We start from the raw sequence: 19,884 nt of genomic DNA on the forward strand, positions 1-19,884 counted from the left end.
TGACATCAACAAGGTAAATTGATATAATTTATTATGTTGATGAGCGGAAATGGCGGAATTGGCAGACGCGCAGGACTAAGGATCCTGTGACCGCTTTAGGTCGTGAGGGTTCAAGTCCCTCTTTCCGCAGATTGGTCGAGCAAGAAGCTCGGCTTTTTTGTTTCTCTAAAGTAGGAATGAGCGTAGCAAAAAAGCCACAGAAAGTGGCTTTTCATTTACTTAAAGAAAGCGTCGTAAAGGGCACGAACGGCTTTTTTCTCATCTTCGCTGTTGATAACGAACATGATAGATACTTCGCTTGAGCCTTGTGAAATCATGGTCAAGTTGATGTGGTTGTCAGAGAGCGCCTTGGTGGCCGTTGACATGACACCAACTTGGCTCTTCATGTTTTCGCCGACAATCATGATGATAGAGAGGTCGTGCTGGATATCAACGTGATCCACTTCGAGTTTGCGAGTGAGTTGCGTAATGATTTCTTGCTCTTTGATTGGAGTCAACTCACGGTCACGAAGAACGATAGACATGTCATCAATACCCGTTGGCATGTGCTCAAAGCGGATGTTGAGGTCTTCGAGGATTTGAAGGACCTTACGTCCAAAGCCGACCTCTCTATTCATGAGGTATTTGGACATATTGATGCTGACAAAGTGGTCATCTCCAGCAATACCAATGACCGGGATATCCTTTCCAGTGTGCTCGATGACAATCTTGGTTCCTGGGTGGTCTGGGTTGTTGGTGTTTTTGATGACAAGAGGGACTTTCCCACGGTAAGCAGGGATAAGCGCTTCATCGTGAAGCACTGAAAAGCCAGCATAAGCAAGCTCACGCATTTCCTTATAAGTCAACTCAGGGATAGAGTGTGGATTGTCGATGACCCCAGGGTGAGCGGCAAAGATACCGTTGACATCTGTGAAGTTTTCGTAGAGGTCTGCTTTGACACCAGCTGCTACGATAGAGCCTGTAATATCAGAACCGCCACGAGAGAAGGTACAAATCTCATCGTCAACAGTCACTCCGAAAAATCCAGGAATGACAAGCACGTCATTGTATTCACGCAGGTTTTCCAGTTTATCATAGCTGCTAGGGAGAATGCGAGCATTGCCAGGTTCGCTAGAGACGATGATACCCGCTTCTTTAGGGTGAATGTACTGAGCAGGCACGTCATTTTGGCTGAAAAATTCAGCGATCAACTTGGCATTATTGTCCTCGCCAGCTGCTAAGAAAGTATCGTACAAAAAGCGATTATTTTCGATAGGAAGCGTAGCAAGATTTTTGATAGCTTTTGCGATTTTGTCTAAAATAGCAGAGCCAAGGCTCAATTCCTCGATAATAGCACGGTAGCGCTCGATAATCCACTCTTGATCAGCAGTGACGTCGTTACCTGCCTTATAGTTTTGATAATATTTAATCAAAGCATCTGTGACCTTGGTATCTTCAGACGTGCGCTTTCCAGGGGCTGAGACGATGACAAAGCGGCGTTCATAGTCGGCTTTGATGATATCTAAGACTTTACAGAGTTGTGCTGCGGAGGCGAGTGAGCTGCCTCCAAATTTTGTAACTTTCATGAAAACATCCTTTATTGCGTTTTGTCTAAATTATAGCAAAATTCAGACAATGTGTCAGTAGTTTTTCAAAGAAAATGATAGTATAATAGAGCTATGATGAATTTTAAAGCGATAATTTTTGATATGGATGGCGTTTTGTTTGACACCGAGAGTTTTTATTATCGGCGTCGTGAGGTCTTTTTAAATGACCGAGGGATTTCTATCAAGCACCTGCCACCAAGTTTCTTTATTGGTGGCAATATGAAGCAGGTTTGGCAGCATATACTGCGTGATGACTATGACAAATGGGATGTTGACAAGCTGCAAAAAGACTATACTGCCTACAAGGATAAGCACCCTCTGCCTTATCCAAGTCTGGTCTTTGATGACACGGTTTCTGTGATTGAGGCTTTAGATAAAAAAGGCATTGCGCTTGGTCTTGCGTCCAGCTCAACCAAATCAGATATCCTAAAAGCGCTGGATTCGATGAATATCAGGTCTTACTTTAAGGTTATTTTATCTGGGGAGGAATTTGTAGAAAGTAAGCCTGATCCAACCATCTATGAGGAGGCAGCACGCCAAATTGGTTGTCCAAAAGAGGACATTTTAGTGGTTGAGGATAGCGAAAAAGGTATCGCAGCGGGAGTGGCTGCTGGGCTGACCACTTGGGCAGTCAAGGATACACGCTTTGGTATGGATCAGTCACAAGCAGCAGGTTTTATTCAGCGTTTGAGTGATTTGTTGGAAAAAGATTAGACGTATTGTCTAATCTTTTTTACTTTGCTTTATAAAATAGCTTGAATCATCAAATTAAAAAATTCTTAAAATAACTTGATTTTAAGCCGTAGTTTATGCTAGAATAGTTTTGTTTTTGAATAGTTTGATTATCAAATTAAAAGTATAGAGAAAAGGAGACATGATGTCTTTTAAACACATTACCTATGATGTGGAGGATGAGGTCGCTAGACTAACGCTTAATCGTCCAGAAGTGTCAAACGGCTTTAATATCCCCATTTGCGAAGAAATCTTATCTGCTCTTGATATGGCAGCAAAGGACGAGGCAGTGCGTATCCTTACGTTTGCTGCCAATGGAAAAGTTTTCTCAGTAGGGGGCGACTTGGTTGAGATGGAGCGTGCTGTTGCAGCAGACGATGTTCAATCACTTGTTCGAATCGCTGAGTTGGTCAATGACATTTCCTTTGCTATCAAGAAATTGCCAAAGCCTGTTATTATGCTAACAGACGGTGCTGTTGCAGGTGCTGCAGCTAATATGGCAGTGGCTTGTGATTTTGTCATTGCTTCTGACAAGACTAAGTTCATCCAAGCTTTTGTGGGCGTTGGTTTGGCGCCTGATGCAGGTGGTTTGTACCTCTTAGCAAAAGCTATTGGCGTTAATCGTGCCACTCATCTTGCCATGACAGGAGAAGGGCTAAAAGCTGATAAAGCTCTTGAATACGGCATTGTCTACAAGGTTTGTGAGTCTGAAAAGTTAGAAAAAACGGCGCAACAACTCATCAAAAAGTTGAAGCGCAGCTCAGTCAACTCCTTTAAAGCCATCAAAGAAATGGTTTGGCAAAGTTCCTTTACCGACTGGGAGGCTTATGCGAAGTTAGAGCTTGATTTGCAAAAATCCTTAGCCTTTACCGACGACTTTAAAGAGGGTGTGCGTGCCTACACTGAAAAACGTCGTCCTCAGTTTAAGGGAAAATAAAAGAAAGCCATTCTTTGAAAGACTTGCAAAAAAGCGTGACTTTTGTTAAACTTTGATAGTCAAAGTTTTATGTAAAGGAGTGAGGGAACTTGGATTATAGTCAAATCAATGCTTATCTCGTAGATATTTTCAATAAGGTTTTAGTCATCGAGGAAATGAGCTTGAAAACAAGCCAGTTTAGTGACATTTCGCTAAAAGAGATGCACACGATTGAAATTATTGGTAAGGATGATAAAGTGACTCCAAGTGACATCGCTCGTGCGCAGATGATCACACTAGGAACAGTAACAGCAAGTCTGAATAAGCTTGAAGCTAAAGGCTATATTGAGCGCAGGCGTTCACAGTCTGATCGTAGGGTTGTTTATCTGAGTTTGACGAAAAAAGGGCGTTTGGTTGATCGGTTGCATAGCAAATTCCATAAGCGTTTGGTTGATCAAATTGTCGAGGATTTTGACGAAACAGATGTTGAAGCTCTGACCAAGGGGTTGAGCAATTTACATCAATTTTTAGAGGAGCTCGTCTAATGAGATATGCAAAGATTAGTCAAGTGGCGCATTATGTGCCCTCACAAGTCATTACAAATGATGATTTATCACAGATAATGGATACGAGTGATGAGTGGATTTCAAGCCGTACAGGTATTAAAAATCGCCATATCACAAAAGATGAATCAACAGCTGATTTAGCGAGTCAAGTAGCCAAACAATTACTTGAGAAAGCTTCTCTTGAGGCTGGTAGCATTGATTTTATTATCGTAGCGACAGTGACGCCAGACAGTATGATGCCGTCAACCGCAGCCAAGGTTCAAGCAGCTATCGGTGCGACAAATGCTTTTGTCTTTGATTTGACAGCGGCGTGTAGTGGCTTTGTATTTGCCTTATCAACGGCTGAAAAGTTTATCCAGTCTGGGCTTTACCAAAAGGGTTTGGTGATTGGAGCTGAAACCTTTTCTAAGACCATTGACTGGAGCGACCGCAGAACGGCAGTGCTGTTTGGTGATGGTGCTGGTGGGGTTTTGCTTGAAGCGTCCGATAAAGCACACTTTTTAGCAGAGTCTCTGCATGCAGACGGTAGTAGAGGAGATGGGCTCATCTCGGGTGTTGTCGGTCTTAACTCACCATTTTCAGTGGTTGAGGACAATCTTCCTTATGTGACTATGGATGGGCGTGCTATTTTTGACTTTACCATCCGTGATGTGTCAAAAAGTATTGCAGAGCTCATTGAGAGCTCAAACTTTACAGCAGATAGCATTGACTATCTCTTGCTTCATCAGGCTAATATCCGTATCCTAGACAAGATGGCTAAGAAAATCGGTGTTGATAGAGAGAAGTTTTTAGCCAATATGATGGAGTATGGCAACACCTGTGCCGCAAGTATTCCGATATTATTATCCGAGTCGGTAGACAATGGCACTATTAGATTAGACGGCAGCCAAACAATTTTACTATCAGGTTTTGGTGGAGGATTGACATGGGGCAGTCTAATTGTTAAAATTTAGGTATATTGTGCATAAGCACAGTTATATAGACTTTAGCTAGTTGTTAGCTAATCAATCACATTATTTATTTAAAAGGAGCTATATCATGGCAGTATTTGAAAAAGTACAAGAAATTATCGTTGAAGAACTTGGTAAAGAGACAGATGAAGTGACAATGGAAACAACTTTTGATGATCTTGACGCAGACTCACTTGATGTTTTCCAAGTAATCTCTGAAATCGAAGATGAATTCGACATCCAAATCGAAACTGAAGAAGGTCTTAACACAGTTGGTGACTTGGTTGCTTACGTTGAAGAAAAAACAAAATAAAGACTAGCAACTAACGCAGATGCTTTTTTAGCGCATGGTGGTTGCAATAGCATAAAAACCATGCAGGAGTGGACAGCAAGCACAAAGGCTTGTGTTCGCTCCTTATTAGTAGCTAGATAGTTTGACCTTCAAATTATAAAGGTCACATCTTTATCAAATTCTATTGACAAGCGCTTTAGTAATATAGAGCTAGATAAGCGATTAAAGGTGGAATAGAACGCTTCTAGCGTTTTGTTTCCGCTTTAGTCGCTTAGCCAAGATTTAGAAAGTGTAGATATGAAAAGTCGTATTACAGAATTATTAAACATTAAATATCCTATTTTTCAAGGTGGTATGGCATGGGTTGCTGATGGTGATTTGGCAGCTGCCGTATCAAAAGCAGGTGGTTTAGGTATTATCGGTGGTGGTAACGCTCCTAAAGAAGTCGTCAAGGCTAATATTGATAAGATTAAAGCCGTGACAGACAAACCTTTCGGGGTTAATATCATGCTCCTCTCACCATTTGTCGAAGACATTGTTGATCTTGTCATTGAAGAAGGGGTCAAGGTTGTCACAACTGGTGCTGGTAATCCAGGGAAATACATGGATCGTTTTCACGAAGCAGGGATTACTGTTATCCCAGTGGTTCCAAGTGTAGCTCTTGCCCGTCGTATGGAAAAAATGGGAGCTGACGCTGTCATTGCTGAAGGTATGGAAGCAGGAGGTCACATTGGTAAGTTGACCACTATGACACTTGTGCGCCAAGTGGTGGATGCGGTGTCTATTCCTGTTATTGCAGCTGGTGGTATTGCTGATGGACGAGGTGCTGCAGCAGGCTTTATGTTGGGAGCTGAAGCTATCCAAGTCGGTACTCGCTTTGTTGTCGCTAAAGAGTCTAATGCTCACCCTAACTTTAAGGCAAAAATCTTAAAAGCAAAAGACATCGATACGGTAGTGTCTGCACAAGTTGTGGGACACCCTGTACGTGCCCTTAAAAATAAATTGGCAACAGCCTATGCTAAGGCTGAAAAAGATTTCTTAGCTGGAAAAATCACCCAAGCAGAAATCGAAGAACTCGGCGCTGGTGCACTCCGTAATGCCGTTGTTGATGGTGATGTCGACTATGGTTCTGTGATGGCAGGTCAAATTGCAGGTTTTGTTAGCAAAGAAGAAACCTGTGAAGAGATTTTAAAAGACCTCTACTACGGCGCCCGTGATGTTATCCTAGAAGAAGCTAAACGCTGGGAAGAAGATTAACACTTCTTTTGAGCTAAACAAAAAACACTCTCTAACTGATCTTAGAGAATGGAGGACAAAATGACGAAAACCGCATTCTTATTTGCAGGTCAAGGTGCCCAAAGTCTTGGAATGGCGCGTGATCTCTATGAGACCTACCCGATTGTACAAGAAACTTTTAATCAAGCAAGTCAGGTTTTAGGCTATGATGTGCGCAAGTTGATTGACGAAGATGAGGAAAAACTCAATCAAACCCGCTACACCCAACCTGCTATTTTAACAACTTCTGTTGCGATTTATCGCTTGCTTTTTGAAAAAGGAATTACCGCAGATATGGTTGCAGGTCTTTCCTTGGGCGAGTACTCAGCTCTAGTAGCTTCTGGAGCACTTGATTTTGAGAGTGCTTTGGCACTTGTCGTAAAGCGTGGTGAATACATGGAGTCAGCTGCTCCGTGTGGTAGTGGTAAGATGGTCGCTGTCCTCAATACACCGGTGGACACGATTGAGGAGGCATGTAAGAAAGCCTCTAGAGAGGGTATCGTCTCTCTAGCTAACTACAATACACCGACACAAATCGTTATCGGTGGCGAAGTTGCAGCAGTTGATGCGGCTGTGGATTACCTCAAAGAAGCTGGCGCTAAGCGCCTTGTCCCACTAAAAGTATCTGGTCCCTTCCACACGGCTTTATTGAAGCCTGCCAGTGACAAGTTAGCTAAAGAGCTTGAGGCAGTTACTTTTGAGGACTTTAAGTTGCCACTCATTGGCAATACAAAAGCACGTGTCATGGAAAAAAGTGAGATTAAGACTCTACTAGCTCGTCAAGTCATGGAGCCGGTGCGTTTTTATGAGTCGATTGACACAATGGTTTCACTGGGTATGACAGATGTGATTGAGATTGGTCCAGGTAAGGTGTTGGCTGGTTTCTTGAAAAAAATTGATAAGACAATTCCAAGTGTTTCTGTCTACGACAAGGCTAGCTTGGAAGAACTACTTGCGAGATAGGAGGCAATAATTTGGAACTTCATGGAAAAACGGTTTTTGTAACAGGTTCAACACGTGGTATCGGCTTAGCGATTGCTCATAAATTTGCGCAACTAGGTGCCAATGTTGTCCTCAATGGACGTCGTGCGGTGCCTGAGAGCCTACTTGAGACATTTTCACACTACAATGGCGAGGTTCTAGCTGTTAGTGGCGATGTGTCTGATGAGGCTGATAGCAAACGCATGGTAGCTGAAGCAACTAAGATTTTAGGTAACATTGATGTCCTAGTCAATAATGCAGGTATCACAAACGATAAGCTCATGCTCAAAATGACACAAGAGGACTTTGAAAAAGTCTTGAAAGTCAACTTGACAGGTGCCTTTAACATGACACAGGCAGTTCTAAAGCCTATGAGTAAGGCACGTTCTGGTGCTATTATCAACATCTCAAGTGTTGTTGGCTTGGTTGGAAATGTCGGACAAGCCAATTATGCAGCTTCAAAAGCAGGTTTGATTGGCTTTAGCAAGTCAGTAGCACGTGAGGTTGCTGGTCGTGGTGTCCGTGTCAATGTAGTAGCGCCAGGATTTATCGAGTCTGATATGACAGATGCTATTCCTGATAAGCTAAAGGATGCCATGCTAGCGCAAATCCCGATGAAGCGTATCGGAAAACCTGAAGAGGTTGCTGAAGTGGTCGCATTTTTAGCAAAACAAGAATATCTAACAGGTCAAGTGCTTGCCATTGATGGTGGCATGACCATGCAATAAGAAGAGGGTAGGTTAATGACTGAAAATAGAGTAGTTGTAACAGGTTATGGTGTCACATCACCAATCGGAAATACTCCAGAAGAATTTTGGAACAGTTTAAAAACAGGAAAAATTGGAATTGGTCCGATCACAAAGTTTGACACAACAGATTTTAGTGTTTACAATGCCGGTGAAATCCAAGATTTCCCATTTGATAAATACTTTGTACGTAAAGACAAAAATAGAATGGACATGTACTCTCTTTATGCGATTTATGCAGCGCTAGAGGCTGTAGAAATGGCACAATTAGAGACAGACAATCTCGATCACGACCGTGTTGGTGTTATCGTTTCAAGCGGTATCGGTGGTCTACAAGAGCTAGAAGATCAGATTACACGCTTAAATGCCCGTGGTCCAAAGCGTGTACAGCCGATGTTTATCCCTAAAGCCTTGTCTAATATGGCTGCTGGAAATATCGCTATGCGCTTAAATGCTCAAGGGGTATGTAAGTCTGTCACAACAGCCTGTGCGTCTGCTAATGACGCTATCGGCGAAGCCTTTCGTGAAATCAAATTTGGGCTTCAAGATGTGGTCATCTGTGGTGGTTCTGAAAGTTCTATCACAAAAATCGGTATCGCAGGTTTCCAAAACCTAACAGCTCTTTCTCAAACAGAAGATCCAGCACGTTCTTCTATCCCATTTGACAAGGATAGAAATGGCTTTGTCATGGGTGAGGGAGCAGGTATCCTTATTTTAGAGAGCCTAGAGCACGCTCAAAAACGTGGCGCTACTATTCTAGCAGAAGTTGTTGGTTATGGAAATACCTGTGATGCTTATCACATGACAACACCAACACCAGACGGCTCAGGTGCAGCAAAAGCTATGAAACTAGCGATGAATGAAGCAGGTATCGACGCTAGTCAAGTTGGCTATGTCAATGCCCATGGAACATCTACACAAGCCAATGAACACAGTGAAAGCCAAGCTATTGTCGCTGTTCTTGGAAAAGATGTGCCAGTATCTTCTACAAAATCCTTTACAGGACACCTTCTAGGGGCTGCAGGTGGTGTTGAAGCTATTGCTACTATCGAAGCTATTCGTCACCAGTATGTGCCAATGACAGCTGGTACCAAGGAATTATCAGAAGATATCGAAGCTAACGTCATCTATGGTCAAGGTGTGGATGCTCCAATTGAGTACGCTCTTTCTAACACTTTTGGCTTTGGTGGACACAATGCCGTGACAGCTTTCAAACGTTGGGAGGATTAGTGTGAATATCTCAGAAATCAAAGAATTGATGGCGCAGTTTGACAGCTCTAGCTTGCGTGAGTTTTCTTACCGCAATGCTAGTGATGAATTGCACTTCAGCAAAAACAGCTTAGTGTCTGCTGAAAAGACAGCTGAGCCTATCTTAGAAGTTCCGCTAACACCTATTGAAGCGCAGCCTGCTAGTGTTAATTCTGCACCAGTAGAGGTAGAAGTAAGCACAGAAGTTGTTGCAGAGGGCGACCTTGTAGAGAGTCCTTTGGTTGGTGTGGCTTACTTAGCACCAGCACCTGACAAGCCAAACTTTGTCTCTGTTGGCGATACTGTCAAAAAAGGACAAACGCTTCTTATCATCGAAGCGATGAAAGTCATGAACGAAGTACCGGCACCTAAAGACGGTGTGGTCACTGAAGTTCTGGTTGAAAATGAAGAAGTTGTAGAATTTGGTAAAGGATTGGTACGTATTAAATGATTGATATTACAAAAATTCGTGAAGCACTTCCTCATCGTTATCCCATGCTTTTGGTTGATAGAGTCCTAGAAGTATCTGAGGACGAAATCACAGCTATTAAAAATGTGACCATCAACGAACCTTTCTTTAATGGGCATTTTCCAGAATACCCTGTTATGCCAGGAGTGCTCATCATGGAAGCTCTTGCGCAGACAGCAGGTGTCTTGGAATTGTCAAAAGAAGAAAACCAAGGAAAACTCGTCTTTTACGCTGGTATGGACAAGGTTCGCTTCAAAAAGCAAGTTGTTCCTGGCGATCAGCTTGTCATGACGGCAAAATTTGTCAAACGCCGTGGCACAATCGCTGTAGTAGAAGCTAAGGCAGAAGTAGACGGACAATTAGCCGCTAGTGGAACCTTAACCTTTGCGCTTGGTAAAAACTAGAGAGTAACTAGAAGGGAAGAATGGGATGTTCAAAAAACTATTGATTGCAAACCGTGGGGAAATTGCGGTGCGGATTATCCGTGCGGCACGTGAACTGGGAATTGCAACGGTTGCGGTTTATTCAGAAGCTGATAAAGAGGCGCTTCATACCATTCTAGCAGATGAAGCTATTTGCATTGGCCCTAGTAAATCAAGCGACTCTTATCTCAATATGAATACTGTGCTTTCTGCAGCCATTGTCACAGGAGCGCAAGCTATTCACCCAGGCTTTGGTTTTTTGAGTGAAAACTCAAAATTTGCCACCATGTGCGAGGAATTGCACATTAAATTCATCGGACCATCTGGACTTGTCATGGACAAGATGGGTGACAAGATCAATGCACGTGCTGAGATGATAAAAGCTAATGTCCCTGTTATTCCAGGCTCAAAAGGTGAGGTCACAACGACTCAAGAAGCGCTTGAAGTGGCAGACGCTATTGGCTATCCAGTCATGCTTAAAGCTTCAGCAGGTGGCGGTGGTAAAGGTATCCGCAAGGTTGAGCGCCAAGAAGACTTGGTGGCAGCTTTTGAGTCTGCCTCACAGGAAGCTCTTGCAGCCTTTGGTAATGGTGCTATGTACATTGAAAAGGTCATCTACCCTGCCCGCCACATTGAGGTTCAGGTTTTAGGCGATCATTTTGGCAATATCGTCCATCTAGGTGAGCGTGATTGCTCATTGCAGCGTAACAACCAAAAGGTCTTGGAAGAAAGCCCATCTATTGCGATTGGGGCGACTCTTCGTCAAAAGATTGGTGAGGCTGCTGTTCGAGCTGCCAAAGCTGTTTCCTATGAAAATGCAGGAACGATTGAGTTTCTCCTTGATGAAAAAACAGGCGAGTTCTACTTTATGGAGATGAATACACGTGTTCAAGTAGAGCACCCTGTGACTGAGTTTGTGACAGGCGTTGATATCGTCAAAGAGCAAATTCGTATCGCAGCTGGGCAGCCATTGTCTGTTTCTCAAGAGGATATTTGCTTAAAAGGGCACGCTATTGAGTGCCGTATCAATGCTGAAAATCCTAAGTTTAACTTTGCACCAAGTCCAGGTAAGATTACTGAACTTTACTTGCCATCGGGTGGTGTTGGCTTGCGTGTGGACTCTGCTGTTTACCAAGGCTACACCATCCCGCCTTACTATGACAGTATGATTGCTAAAATCATCGTTCATGGCAGCAACCGTTTTGATGCGCTGATGAAAATGCAGCGTGCGCTGTATGAGCTTGAAATTGAAGGTGTGGTAACCAATAGCGAGTTTCAGATGGACTTGATTTCTGACGCTCGTGTTATTGCAGGTGATTATGATACTGCCTTTTTGATGGAAACCTTTTTACCCGAGTACGAACAAACTGAGGACTAGGAGGACTTATGGCACTTTTTAGTAAAAAAGATAAATATATCCGTATCAATCCCAACCGTTCGGTGCGCCGTCAAGAAGAGCTAGAGTTACCAGAAGTTCCTGATGAGCTCTTTGCCAAGTGCCCAGCATGTCGGCACATGATTTACCAAAAGGACCTAGGGCTTGCCAAAATCTGTCCACAGTGTCACTATAATTTTCGCATTAGCGCCAAAGAGCGTCTCTTGCTGACGGTGGATGAGGGCAGTTTTGAAGAGCTGTTTACTGGTATTGCTAGCAAAAATCCACTGCAATTTCCAGGCTATGAGGAAAAACTCGAAAAAGCAAAAGAGACAACGGGTCTTGATGAGGCAGTGCTTACTGGTTTAGCGACTATTTGCGACCAAAAAGTAGCACTTGCTATCATGGATGCACACTTTATCATGGCAAGTATGGGAACGGTTGTCGGTGAGAAAATCACTCGCCTCTTTGAGCTAGCGACAAAAGAAAAGCTCCCTGTTGTCATTTTCACCGCTTCTGGTGGTGCCAGAATGCAAGAGGGTATCATGAGTCTGATGCAGATGGCAAAGATTTCTGCAGCTGTTAAGCGTCACTCAAACGCTGGTCTCTTTTATCTGACTGTTCTAACTGACCCAACGACGGGCGGGGTGACAGCTAGCTTTGCTATGGAAGGGGACATTATCCTTGCTGAGCCGCAAGCTCTTATTGGTTTTGCTGGGCGTCGTGTCATTGAGACAACGGTGCGTGAGGATTTGCCAGACCGTTTCCAAAAGGCAGAGTTTCTCTTGGAGCATGGCTTTGTGGACAAGATTGTGGAGCGTACAGACTTACGTCAGACCATCGCTCAGCTATTAGCATTGCACGGAGGTGAGTTATGAGTGATGTATCCCGCATTTTAAAAGAAGCTCGGGACCAAAATCGTCTGACGACTCTGGATTATGCCGAGAAAGTGTTTGACGATTTTATCGAGCTACATGGTGATAGACACTATGGTGATGATGGTGCTGTTGTCGGAGGTATCGCACGCCTAGATGGTCGTCCTGTCACTGTCATTGGTATCCAAAAAGGTAAAAACCTACAAGACAACCTCAAGCGTAACTTCGGACAGCCTAATCCAGAAGGCTACCGTAAGGCATGCCGCTTGATGAAGCAGGCAGAAAAATTTGGTCGTCCAGTTATTACCTTTATCAATACCGCTGGCGCTTATCCCGGTGTTGGTGCTGAGGAGCGTGGACAGGGTGAGGCGATTGCTCGCAATCTCCTTGAGATGAGTGACCTCAAGGTGCCTATCATTGCCGTTATCATCGGTGAGGGTGGCTCTGGTGGGGCGCTTGCCTTGGCGCTAGCTGATAAGGTATGGATGCTTGAAAATACCATGTATGCTATTTTGAGTCCTGAAGGTTTTGCCTCTATCTTGTGGAAAGATGGCAGCAGAGCACCTGAGGCGGCAGAATTGATGAAGTTAACAGCAGGCGAGCTGCTACAGATGGGTGTGATTGACCGTATCATCCCAGAGCACGGCTATTTCTCTAGTGAAATTGTCGATATGCTAAAAGCAGCACTCATTGAAGAGATCGACTCGCTTAGCCAGTTACCTTTAGAAAAATTGCTAGAAGAGCGTTATCAACGCTTTCGAAAATACTAAAAAGATTGCTCGTCAAAGACGGAGTCGTCTTTTTAGTCGTTCTAAGAGATTGTAAGGAGATTGAAAATGTACCAAGCACTAAACCACTACCTCTCTTATCAAGGGATGAAGTATATCAAGCCTGAAAAAGCAGGTGCGCTAGAGAAGGAAATGCTGACCTTTAAAGCTGCAGGCCAAGAAGCGAGAAAGGCTTTTACCGCTATTTCAAAGGCGCTAGAAGAAAAGGTGGCTCCTTTTCAGATGGAGCGTGTCAGCAATTGGGCGAGTCAAGCCCAGCTTGGGCGACCGCATTTTTGGTGCTATTTTAAACGCCCAGAAGATGGAGAGGACGAGGTGGCGCTAGCTATTAGACTTTATGGCAAGACGGACGCTTTTGGGATTAGCTGCGAGGTGAGTTTTATTGAGCGTAAAAAGTCAGAAACGACCTTAACTAGGCAGGAGCGTGTCTTGGATGTGCCCATTGCTGCTCCTCTTTATTATCAAGTGCAAAAAGATGGGGAGAGCTATCCTGTTTCAGGAAGTGAATCTAACCGCCAAATGCTAAAAGAGCAGGTGCGAGATAAGTTAGTTCGGAAAGTGCTGGTCAAGTATGACGTGCCTCTTTCTAAGGAGCAGACTTTAGAGGACTTGACGGATAAGCTGGCAGATGGTTTTCAAAAGGTTCTGCCTTATTATTGGGCGACAAAGGAGGCGTAGATGGACACAGCATTGGTTATGATTGATTTTCAGCAGGCTTTTGACAATGGCACTTGGGGTGAGCGCAATAACCCTTTTGCTGAAGAAAATGCCAAGCGTTTATTGGCCTTTTTTAGGGAGCGAGAGTTACCGATTGTGCATATCCAGCACGTGAGTTCGATACCAGAGTCGCAGTTTTATGAAAAGAAAGACGGCTGTGCTTTCAAGGCTGGTTTTGAACCTCTAGCAGGTGAGGTTCTTTTTCAAAAGGCGGTCAACAGTGCTTTCATCGGGACAGCGTTAGAAGCGTATCTGCACAAGGAAAAGCTAGAGACGCTGGTGATTTGTGGATTGACCTTGCCACACTGTGTATCAACGACCACTCGTATGGCAGATAATTTTGGCTTTTCAACCTATCTCATCAGCGATGCGACAGCTAGCTTTGCTCTTTCTGATGTGGATAATCATCTTCTCTCAGCGGAGCTTATCCACAGGATCAATCTCGCTAGTCTCAAGGACGAGTTTGCCACTATCTTGTCAACAGATGAGATACTAGCTCATTTGACAAAAAAATCCCAGACTTAGTCTGGGAAGCTAGGAGTTGTAGCCAAACATGAGGATAAAAAGGACGGGGTAAAGAAGCGCACCAAGCCCGAGACAAATGAGGATGAAGGTGACGAGTTGCCAAAAGGGTGATAAACGCTTAGCGACAAAGCGCATGACAGCGATAGCCAAAAAGAGGAAAAAGCCAAAAACGACTAGAGCAAATAATTTGATGACAATAAATAGCATAGAATACTCCTCCTTTTCACTATCAGACTAGCAGATTAGACTGAGAAAGACAAGTCTATTTTTGAAAGCGTTTTTATGGTATAATGAAAGATAGAGATAAACTTATTGTGGAGGTTGTGATGTTAGTATTAGCAGATGTTTCAGAAGCAAAAAAATTGTTAGACTTGCAGCACAGTGCTTTTGCTGCACTCTATGAGACCTACCATGACCAGTACAATCCGGCTATAGAAAGCTTGGAGGATTTTTGTTCACGCTTTTCTAGACCCAATTGTCGCTACTATAAAATCGTTGAGGAGAAGAGGACTGTCGGTCTCATTCGGACGACTGTGGCTGAAAATGCCGATGAAGGCTGGATTGGTCTGATTGGTCTAGCTCCTAGTGCCAGGAAAAAAGGCTATGCCAGCAAGGCCATGTTGGACTTGGAGAGGCTTTATCCTTCTGTCAAGCGCTGGGTTTTATGCACAGTTTTACAAGAAAAAGAGCTGGTCGCTTTTTATGAAAAGTTAGGCTACAAGCCTATCAAGGTCGAACCAGAGCAGGCAGGCATGGATATGGTTTACATGGAAAAATGGCTATAGTATAAGAAAAAGACGATTCCTTTTGGAGTCGTCTTTTAGTATTTATTAGGGCTTAATCACATCAACGCCACCCATGTATGGACGAAGCACTTCTGGGATAGTGACAGAGCCGTCTTCGTTTTGGTAGTTTTCAAGGATAGCAGCGACAGTACGTCCAACAGCGAGACCAGAACCGTTTAGGGTGTGGAGTAATTTCACCTTGCCGTCAGCTTCGTCACGGTAGCGGATTTGCGCACGGCGAGCTTGGAAGTCCTCGGTGTTAGAGCATGATGAGATTTCACGGTAAGTGTTTTGCGCTGGAATCCACACTTCAAGGTCATAAGTCTTAGCAGCTGAGAAGCCCATGTCTCCAGTACACAAGGTAATCACACGGTAAGGGAGTTCTAGTTTTTGAAGGATGTTTTCAGCGTTAGCTACCATTTTTTCCAACTCATCGTAGGACTCTTCTGGCTTAGCGAATTTGACCATTTCAACCTTGTGGAATTGGTGCAAGCGGATAAGCCCACGTGTGTCACGTCCAGCAGAACCAGCTTCAGAGCGGAAAGAAGGGCTCATAGCTGTGAAGTAAATTGGCAACTCTTGACCGTCAATGATTTCACCACGGTAGTAGTTAGTGAGTGGTACTTCAGCAGTTGGGATGAGCACGTAGTCGCTATCTGCTAACTCAAAAGTATCTTCTTTAAATTTAGGATATTGCCCTGTACCAAACATAGAGTCGTGGTTGACCATGTAAGGTGGGATCACTTCGGTATAGCCTTCTTTAGAGTGCTCGTCTAGCATAAAGTTGTAAAGTGCACGCTCAAGTCTAGCGCCTAAGCCCTTGTAGAAAAGAAAACGTGAACCAGTGACCTTAGCGCCACGCTCCCAGTCAAGAATACCAAGGTCTTCACCCAAGTCCCAGTGTGCTTTGACGTCAAAGTCAAAGTTTCGAGGTGTGCCCCAACGGCGCACTTCAACATTTTCGTCTTCATCAGCACCGACTGGCACATCTTTTGCTGGGATATTTGGAAGAGTTGTGATGATAGAGTGAACGGTCTCATCAAGCTCTGCCAGTTCTTTGTCAATGCCTTTGATAGTCGCAGACAATTCTTGCATGGCTGCGATTTGTTGGCTAGCGTCCTCTTTGTTACGCTTTGCTTGTGCAATGGCAGCTGACGCAGTGTTGCGTTTTGCTTTTGCCTCTTCGGATGTCACGAGCAAGTCACGGCGTTTTTGGTCAAGCGCTTTGAGTTCTTCAAGCGTTTCTTTTTTGACACCACGTGTCGCCAGCTGGTCTGAGACTGCTTCAAAGTCTGTTCGGATACGTTTCAAATCTAACATCAGTTTCCTCCAAAAAAAGCACCCAAGCAAAGCCGCTGGAGCGCATAATGCGCGGTTCCATCCAGCTTCACCTGAGTGCACTTGATTTATTGATTACGATAAAGATAGTCACGGTAGATTTCACGCTGACTCTTATCTGCTCACACCACACGCAGACTCTCTAAAAAGGGCGATAGCGTTACTTATCCGTTGTTGTCATTATATCGTATTTTTCAAAAAGTGTAAACCATAAGCTATAAGAAAAGTTTTTCAAGCTCTTTTGCGACACCGTCTTCTTCGTTGGTGTAGTCTGTCTGCTTATCAGCGTATGGCAGAAGTGTCTCGCTAGCGTTTTTCATAGCGTAGCCAGTACTTGCAAAGGCAAGCATTTCAGTATCGTTGTGCTCATCTCCAAAGGCGATAAGCTGATCTTTGGTCATATTGAGAGCAGACAGGAGATAGCTTAGAGCAAAGGCTTTGTTGACTCCTTTTGGGGAGAATTCGAGGATATTGAGCGGACCACCCCATGAGTCGACTTCGACATTGTAATCAAAGTGCTTGCGCAGCTCTTTAGCCAGCTGATACTTGTCTTTATGGCGTGTCTGCATGAGAAGGGCATTGGGGTCTCTTGTGATTTTATCCACATCCATGCGCATGTTTTCTGTGATTTTATGGACACCAAAAAGAGCGGGATTGATACTGTTTGGGTAGTTAAGGGTAATGTAAAAGTTTTTGCGGTACTCACTAGCGATAAAGTCAGCTTGGATGGTCTCGCTCATCTGGAGCGTGCCAAGGAGATATTTCTTATCCAAGGTGACGTTTTGCTCTTTACTCCATTTTTTCTCTGGCAAATGGGTCAAAGAGCCGTTAAAGCTAATCATGGGCGTGTCTAACTGCAGACGTTTGTAGTGCTCAAGCGCCATGCGATAAGGACGCCCTGTTGCAATGACGACTTTGTGTCCTTGCTTACTGATACGGTTAATCACATCCACCGTGTAATCTGAGATGGTATTGTCAGAGCGCAGCAAAGTACCGTCTAAATCTAGTGCAATTATTTTTTTAGTCATGTTAAGATTATAGCACAAAAGCTTATCTTTGACTGTAAAAATCCATTTCAGTCCGATTTTTAGACAGTCTTTTTTGGGTCTTAGTCGCTTTTTTTGATATAATAAAAAACACTCACCAAAAGAAGGAGGGACTCATGAAGAAAAAAATTATCCTCATTCACTTGTTTTTTGCTGTGATTTCATTAGGGATTAAGTATTATCAGGTTAGCGGTCCAGATTTGGTTTGGAATATGTTTTTAGCGCTGGTGGCTTTTGATTTTGCAGCCTTGGTTTATTTTGTAAAACAGCCGATTATTAAGCTTTTTCTCGCACTTTTTTGGTTCTTTTTCTATCCCAATACCTTTTACATGCTAACAGACATCGTGCACATGAACTTTACAAGCACAGTCTTGTGGGAAAAGACTAGCTTGATTTTGTACATGCTCTTTGTCTCCAGTATCCTTTTTGGCGTTTTATCAGGCACTGAGAGTGTCAAGGTCATGTTCAAATCGTTTAAGGTGACCTCTTATCCTTTGCGTCTCGCTTTGATTTGCGCTTTATCTGTGATTTCTAGTTTTGCCATTCATATTGGACGCTACGCAAGGCTCAACAGCTGGGATATTCTCACCCGACCAAAAGTTGTTATTGATGAGTTGGCTAGCGTGTGGTCGACAGGAACAGCTGCTTATTTTGTGCTGGGCTTTACTTTTTTACAAATCTTGACACTTGTCTTTCTAGAAGATGAAACCTTAAATAAAGCTTGAAATAGAAACGTTTATTTGATAATATAGAAGTATCGTTCGGTATTTATAAGAGACGATGCTATTATCAAAAGGAGTATCCGTATATTATCATGGATAAGTTTTTTAAATTAACAGAGCATGGTACTGATGTCAAAACAGAAGTGACTGCTGGTTTGACAACTTTCTTTGCAATGAGCTACATTCTCTTTGTCAATCCTGCCATGCTATCTCAAACTGGTATGCCAGCACAAGGTGTCTTTTTAGCGACTATCATTGGAGCAATCGCAGGAACCTTGATGATGGCTTTTTATGCCAATATGCCTTATGCGCAAGCGCCTGGGATGGGGCTTAACGCTTTCTTTACCTACACCGTTTGTGGGTCGCTAGGCTACACTTGGCAAGAAGCGCTTGCTATGGTGTTCTTGTGTGGTGTCATTTCGGTTATCATCACCGTTACCAAGGTGCGCAAGATGATTATTGAGTGCATTCCTGCTTTTATGAAATCAGCCATTTCAGCTGGTATCGGTATCTTTTTAGCCTATGTTGGGATTAAAAACGCTGGTTTCTTGCAGTTTGCTATTGACCCAGGCAAGTACACGGTTCTTGGAAAAGGTGCAGACGCTGCTAAAGCCTCTATCACAGCAAATGCTTCTGCAACACCGTCTCTAGTTGCCTTTACAGAGCCATCTGTGATTGTCGCTATTATTGGTCTTGTGATTACAGCTTTCTTTGTTATCAAGAACATCAAGGGTGGGGTTATCATCTCGATTGCCCTAACAACTGTTGTTGCGATTTTAGCAGGTGTGGTGAATCTCTCAGACATTAACTTTGCCTCAACCAATATCACAGCAGCTTTCAAGGATTTTAAATCTATCTTTGGTGTTGCGCTTGGTCATGAGGGGCTAGGCTCGCTCTTTTCAGACGTGTCTCGTATCCCAAGTGTCTTGATGGCCATTCTTGCCTTTTCTCTGACAGATATCTTTGATACCATTGGGACACTTATCGGAACAGGGCAAAAGGTTGGTATTGTAGCACAAACAGGGGAAAACAATGAGTCTAAAGGACTTGACCGTGCCCTCTTTTCAGACCTTGTCGGCACAACCGTTGGGGCTATTGCGGGTACGTCAAATGTGACGACTTACGTTGAGTCTGCAGCAGGGATTGGCGCTGGTGGACGTACAGGATTGACAGCTCTTGTTGTGGCTATTCTCTTTGCTATCTCAAGTTTCTTTAGTCCACTACTTGCTATTGTGCCAAATGCAGCGACAGCTCCTGTTCTTATCATCGTTGGGGTTATGATGTTGTCTAATCTGAAAAACATCGAGTGGGATGATTTGAGTGTTGCGATTCCTGCATTTTTCACCTCTATTTTCATGGGATTTGCTTACAGTATCACACACGGTATTGCTGTTGGATTCCTCTTTTACACCTTGGCAAAAATCTTTAAGGGCGAAGCAAGAGAAGTGCATGGACTTATCTGGGTTCTTGATATTCTCTTTATCCTAAACTTTGTCAGTCTTGCTTTATTATAATGAGGTCAGAAATAGC

The 19,884-nt window shown here is 43.6% G+C and carries 23 protein-coding genes and 1 tRNA gene; 20 read left to right on the forward strand and 4 right to left on the reverse strand.

Features of this window, described 5'->3' with window-relative positions; translation table 11 throughout:
* Positions 1-43 precede the first annotated feature (43 nt).
* A tRNA-Leu gene (locus tag G5B60_RS01885) sits at positions 44-129 on the forward strand.
* An 86-nt stretch (positions 130-215) separates the two neighbouring features.
* Here G5B60_RS01885 and G5B60_RS01890 read toward each other — a convergent pair.
* Positions 216-1,565 carry an aspartate kinase gene (locus tag G5B60_RS01890; protein WP_164682322.1) on the reverse strand — a complete coding sequence of 450 codons (1,350 nt, stop codon included), beginning with the start codon at positions 1,563-1,565 and terminating at the stop codon, positions 216-218.
* A gap of 93 nt (positions 1,566-1,658) precedes the next feature.
* Between G5B60_RS01890 and G5B60_RS01895 the strand changes: the two genes are divergently transcribed.
* The 16 genes from G5B60_RS01895 (at position 1,659) to G5B60_RS01970 (ending at position 14,463) form a co-directional block, all read left to right on the forward strand.
* Positions 1,659-2,300 (forward strand): HAD family hydrolase, encoded by a 642-nt coding sequence (locus tag G5B60_RS01895; RefSeq protein ID WP_241154466.1) that lies wholly within the window; start codon positions 1,659-1,661, stop codon positions 2,298-2,300.
* Positions 2,301-2,463: 163 nt separating this feature from the next.
* The gene (locus tag G5B60_RS01900; RefSeq protein WP_164684093.1) at positions 2,464-3,255 is read left to right on the forward strand and encodes an enoyl-CoA hydratase; all 792 of its coding nucleotides are present in this window, start codon (positions 2,464-2,466) and stop codon (positions 3,253-3,255) included.
* Positions 3,256-3,344: 89 nt separating this feature from the next.
* The gene (gene fabT / locus G5B60_RS01905) at positions 3,345-3,779 is read left to right on the forward strand and encodes a fatty acid biosynthesis transcriptional regulator FabT (RefSeq protein ID WP_164682323.1); all 435 of its coding nucleotides are present in this window, start codon (positions 3,345-3,347) and stop codon (positions 3,777-3,779) included.
* Entirely contained in the window at positions 3,779-4,753 is a 975-nt protein-coding gene (locus G5B60_RS01910; RefSeq protein WP_164682324.1) for a beta-ketoacyl-ACP synthase III, read from the forward strand. The genes fabT and G5B60_RS01910 overlap by 1 nt, the downstream gene beginning before the upstream one ends.
* 85 nt (positions 4,754-4,838) lie before the next feature.
* Positions 4,839-5,063 (forward strand): acyl carrier protein, encoded by a 225-nt coding sequence (locus tag G5B60_RS01915; RefSeq protein ID WP_115268315.1) that lies wholly within the window; start codon positions 4,839-4,841, stop codon positions 5,061-5,063.
* A gap of 276 nt (positions 5,064-5,339) precedes the next feature.
* Entirely contained in the window at positions 5,340-6,299 is a 960-nt protein-coding gene (gene fabK, locus G5B60_RS01920; protein WP_115268317.1) for an enoyl-[acyl-carrier-protein] reductase FabK, read from the forward strand.
* 60 nt (positions 6,300-6,359) lie between these two features.
* Positions 6,360-7,280: an ACP S-malonyltransferase gene (gene fabD, locus G5B60_RS01925; protein ID WP_164682325.1), complete on the forward strand. Its 921-nt coding sequence runs from the start codon at positions 6,360-6,362 to the stop codon at positions 7,278-7,280.
* 11 nt (positions 7,281-7,291) lie between these two features.
* A complete protein-coding gene (gene fabG / locus G5B60_RS01930) occupies positions 7,292-8,026 on the forward strand; it encodes a 3-oxoacyl-[acyl-carrier-protein] reductase (protein WP_164682326.1) in 735 nt (244 codons plus the stop codon).
* A 15-nt stretch (positions 8,027-8,041) separates the two neighbouring features.
* The gene (fabF, locus tag G5B60_RS01935) at positions 8,042-9,274 is read left to right on the forward strand and encodes a beta-ketoacyl-ACP synthase II (RefSeq protein WP_164682327.1); all 1,233 of its coding nucleotides are present in this window, start codon (positions 8,042-8,044) and stop codon (positions 9,272-9,274) included.
* Between the two features lies 1 nt (position 9,275).
* A complete protein-coding gene (accB, locus tag G5B60_RS01940; protein WP_164682328.1) occupies positions 9,276-9,743 on the forward strand; it encodes an acetyl-CoA carboxylase biotin carboxyl carrier protein in 468 nt (155 codons plus the stop codon).
* Positions 9,740-10,165, forward strand: a complete 426-nt coding sequence (gene fabZ / locus G5B60_RS01945) for a 3-hydroxyacyl-ACP dehydratase FabZ (protein WP_115268327.1) — start codon at positions 9,740-9,742, stop codon at positions 10,163-10,165. The genes accB and fabZ overlap by 4 nt, the downstream gene beginning before the upstream one ends.
* A gap of 25 nt (positions 10,166-10,190) precedes the next feature.
* Complete coding sequence (locus G5B60_RS01950; protein ID WP_164682329.1) at positions 10,191-11,561, forward strand: acetyl-CoA carboxylase biotin carboxylase subunit; 1,371 nt, start codon at positions 10,191-10,193, stop codon at positions 11,559-11,561.
* A gap of 8 nt (positions 11,562-11,569) precedes the next feature.
* Positions 11,570-12,436, forward strand: a complete 867-nt coding sequence (gene accD, locus G5B60_RS01955) for an acetyl-CoA carboxylase, carboxyltransferase subunit beta (protein ID WP_164682330.1) — start codon at positions 11,570-11,572, stop codon at positions 12,434-12,436.
* Positions 12,433-13,203 carry an acetyl-CoA carboxylase carboxyl transferase subunit alpha gene (locus tag G5B60_RS01960; protein ID WP_164682331.1) on the forward strand — a complete coding sequence of 257 codons (771 nt, stop codon included), beginning with the start codon at positions 12,433-12,435 and terminating at the stop codon, positions 13,201-13,203. Before accD ends, G5B60_RS01960 begins: the two co-directional genes overlap by 4 nt.
* A gap of 66 nt (positions 13,204-13,269) precedes the next feature.
* Positions 13,270-13,899, forward strand: a complete 630-nt coding sequence (locus tag G5B60_RS01965) for a ribonuclease P (RefSeq protein WP_164682332.1) — start codon at positions 13,270-13,272, stop codon at positions 13,897-13,899.
* Positions 13,900-14,463 carry a cysteine hydrolase family protein gene (locus tag G5B60_RS01970; protein WP_164682333.1) on the forward strand — a complete coding sequence of 188 codons (564 nt, stop codon included), beginning with the start codon at positions 13,900-13,902 and terminating at the stop codon, positions 14,461-14,463.
* 9 nt (positions 14,464-14,472) lie between these two features.
* Here G5B60_RS01970 and G5B60_RS01975 read toward each other — a convergent pair whose 3' ends face one another.
* Positions 14,473-14,670, reverse strand: coding sequence for a hypothetical protein (locus G5B60_RS01975; protein ID WP_164682334.1), 198 nt, complete (start codon positions 14,668-14,670; stop codon positions 14,473-14,475).
* A gap of 119 nt (positions 14,671-14,789) precedes the next feature.
* On the opposite strand from G5B60_RS01975, the gene G5B60_RS01980 reads away from it, so the two are divergent.
* Positions 14,790-15,248 (forward strand): GNAT family N-acetyltransferase, encoded by a 459-nt coding sequence (locus G5B60_RS01980; RefSeq protein ID WP_164682335.1) that lies wholly within the window; start codon positions 14,790-14,792, stop codon positions 15,246-15,248.
* 45 nt (positions 15,249-15,293) lie between these two features.
* Here G5B60_RS01980 and serS read toward each other — a convergent pair whose 3' ends face one another.
* Positions 15,294-16,568 (reverse strand): serine--tRNA ligase, encoded by a 1,275-nt coding sequence (serS, locus tag G5B60_RS01985; protein WP_164682336.1) that lies wholly within the window; start codon positions 16,566-16,568, stop codon positions 15,294-15,296.
* Positions 16,569-16,801: 233 nt separating this feature from the next.
* A complete protein-coding gene (locus G5B60_RS01990; RefSeq protein ID WP_164682337.1) occupies positions 16,802-17,614 on the reverse strand; it encodes a Cof-type HAD-IIB family hydrolase in 813 nt (270 codons plus the stop codon).
* Between the two features lie 134 nt (positions 17,615-17,748).
* Here G5B60_RS01990 and G5B60_RS01995 point away from each other — a divergent pair, with 134 nt between their 5' ends.
* Entirely contained in the window at positions 17,749-18,357 is a 609-nt protein-coding gene (locus G5B60_RS01995; RefSeq protein WP_164682338.1) for a DUF1361 domain-containing protein, read from the forward strand.
* Positions 18,358-18,446: 89 nt separating this feature from the next.
* Positions 18,447-19,868, forward strand: a complete 1,422-nt coding sequence (locus tag G5B60_RS02000; protein WP_115268346.1) for an NCS2 family permease — start codon at positions 18,447-18,449, stop codon at positions 19,866-19,868.
* Positions 19,869-19,884 lie beyond the last annotated feature (16 nt).

The organism is Streptococcus hyointestinalis (assembly GCF_011039275.1).
In the GTDB taxonomy this organism is placed as follows: Bacteria; Bacillota; Bacilli; order Lactobacillales; family Streptococcaceae; genus Streptococcus; species Streptococcus hyointestinalis_A.

Coding starts and splice junctions, on each gene's coding strand:
- G5B60_RS01890 (WP_164682322.1), bottom strand. CDS start 1,565: ATGAAAGTTACAAAATTTGGAGGCAGCTCACTCGCCTCCGCAGCACAA.
- G5B60_RS01895 (WP_241154466.1), top strand. CDS start 1,659: ATGATGAATTTTAAAGCGATAATTTTTGATATGGATGGCGTTTTGTTT.
- G5B60_RS01900 (WP_164684093.1), top strand. CDS start 2,464: ATGTCTTTTAAACACATTACCTATGATGTGGAGGATGAGGTCGCTAGA.
- G5B60_RS01910 (WP_164682324.1), top strand. CDS start 3,779: ATGAGATATGCAAAGATTAGTCAAGTGGCGCATTATGTGCCCTCACAA.
- G5B60_RS01915 (WP_115268315.1), top strand. CDS start 4,839: ATGGCAGTATTTGAAAAAGTACAAGAAATTATCGTTGAAGAACTTGGT.
- fabK (WP_115268317.1), top strand. CDS start 5,340: ATGAAAAGTCGTATTACAGAATTATTAAACATTAAATATCCTATTTTT.
- fabD (WP_164682325.1), top strand. CDS start 6,360: ATGACGAAAACCGCATTCTTATTTGCAGGTCAAGGTGCCCAAAGTCTT.
- fabF (WP_164682327.1), top strand. CDS start 8,042: ATGACTGAAAATAGAGTAGTTGTAACAGGTTATGGTGTCACATCACCA.
- fabZ (WP_115268327.1), top strand. CDS start 9,740: ATGATTGATATTACAAAAATTCGTGAAGCACTTCCTCATCGTTATCCC.
- G5B60_RS01950 (WP_164682329.1), top strand. CDS start 10,191: ATGTTCAAAAAACTATTGATTGCAAACCGTGGGGAAATTGCGGTGCGG.
- accD (WP_164682330.1), top strand. CDS start 11,570: ATGGCACTTTTTAGTAAAAAAGATAAATATATCCGTATCAATCCCAAC.
- G5B60_RS01960 (WP_164682331.1), top strand. CDS start 12,433: ATGAGTGATGTATCCCGCATTTTAAAAGAAGCTCGGGACCAAAATCGT.
- G5B60_RS01965 (WP_164682332.1), top strand. CDS start 13,270: ATGTACCAAGCACTAAACCACTACCTCTCTTATCAAGGGATGAAGTAT.
- G5B60_RS01970 (WP_164682333.1), top strand. CDS start 13,900: ATGGACACAGCATTGGTTATGATTGATTTTCAGCAGGCTTTTGACAAT.
- G5B60_RS01975 (WP_164682334.1), bottom strand. CDS start 14,670: ATGCTATTTATTGTCATCAAATTATTTGCTCTAGTCGTTTTTGGCTTT.
- G5B60_RS01980 (WP_164682335.1), top strand. CDS start 14,790: ATGTTAGTATTAGCAGATGTTTCAGAAGCAAAAAAATTGTTAGACTTG.
- serS (WP_164682336.1), bottom strand. CDS start 16,568: ATGTTAGATTTGAAACGTATCCGAACAGACTTTGAAGCAGTCTCAGAC.
- G5B60_RS01990 (WP_164682337.1), bottom strand. CDS start 17,614: ATGACTAAAAAAATAATTGCACTAGATTTAGACGGTACTTTGCTGCGC.
- G5B60_RS01995 (WP_164682338.1), top strand. CDS start 17,749: ATGAAGAAAAAAATTATCCTCATTCACTTGTTTTTTGCTGTGATTTCA.
- G5B60_RS02000 (WP_115268346.1), top strand. CDS start 18,447: ATGGATAAGTTTTTTAAATTAACAGAGCATGGTACTGATGTCAAAACA.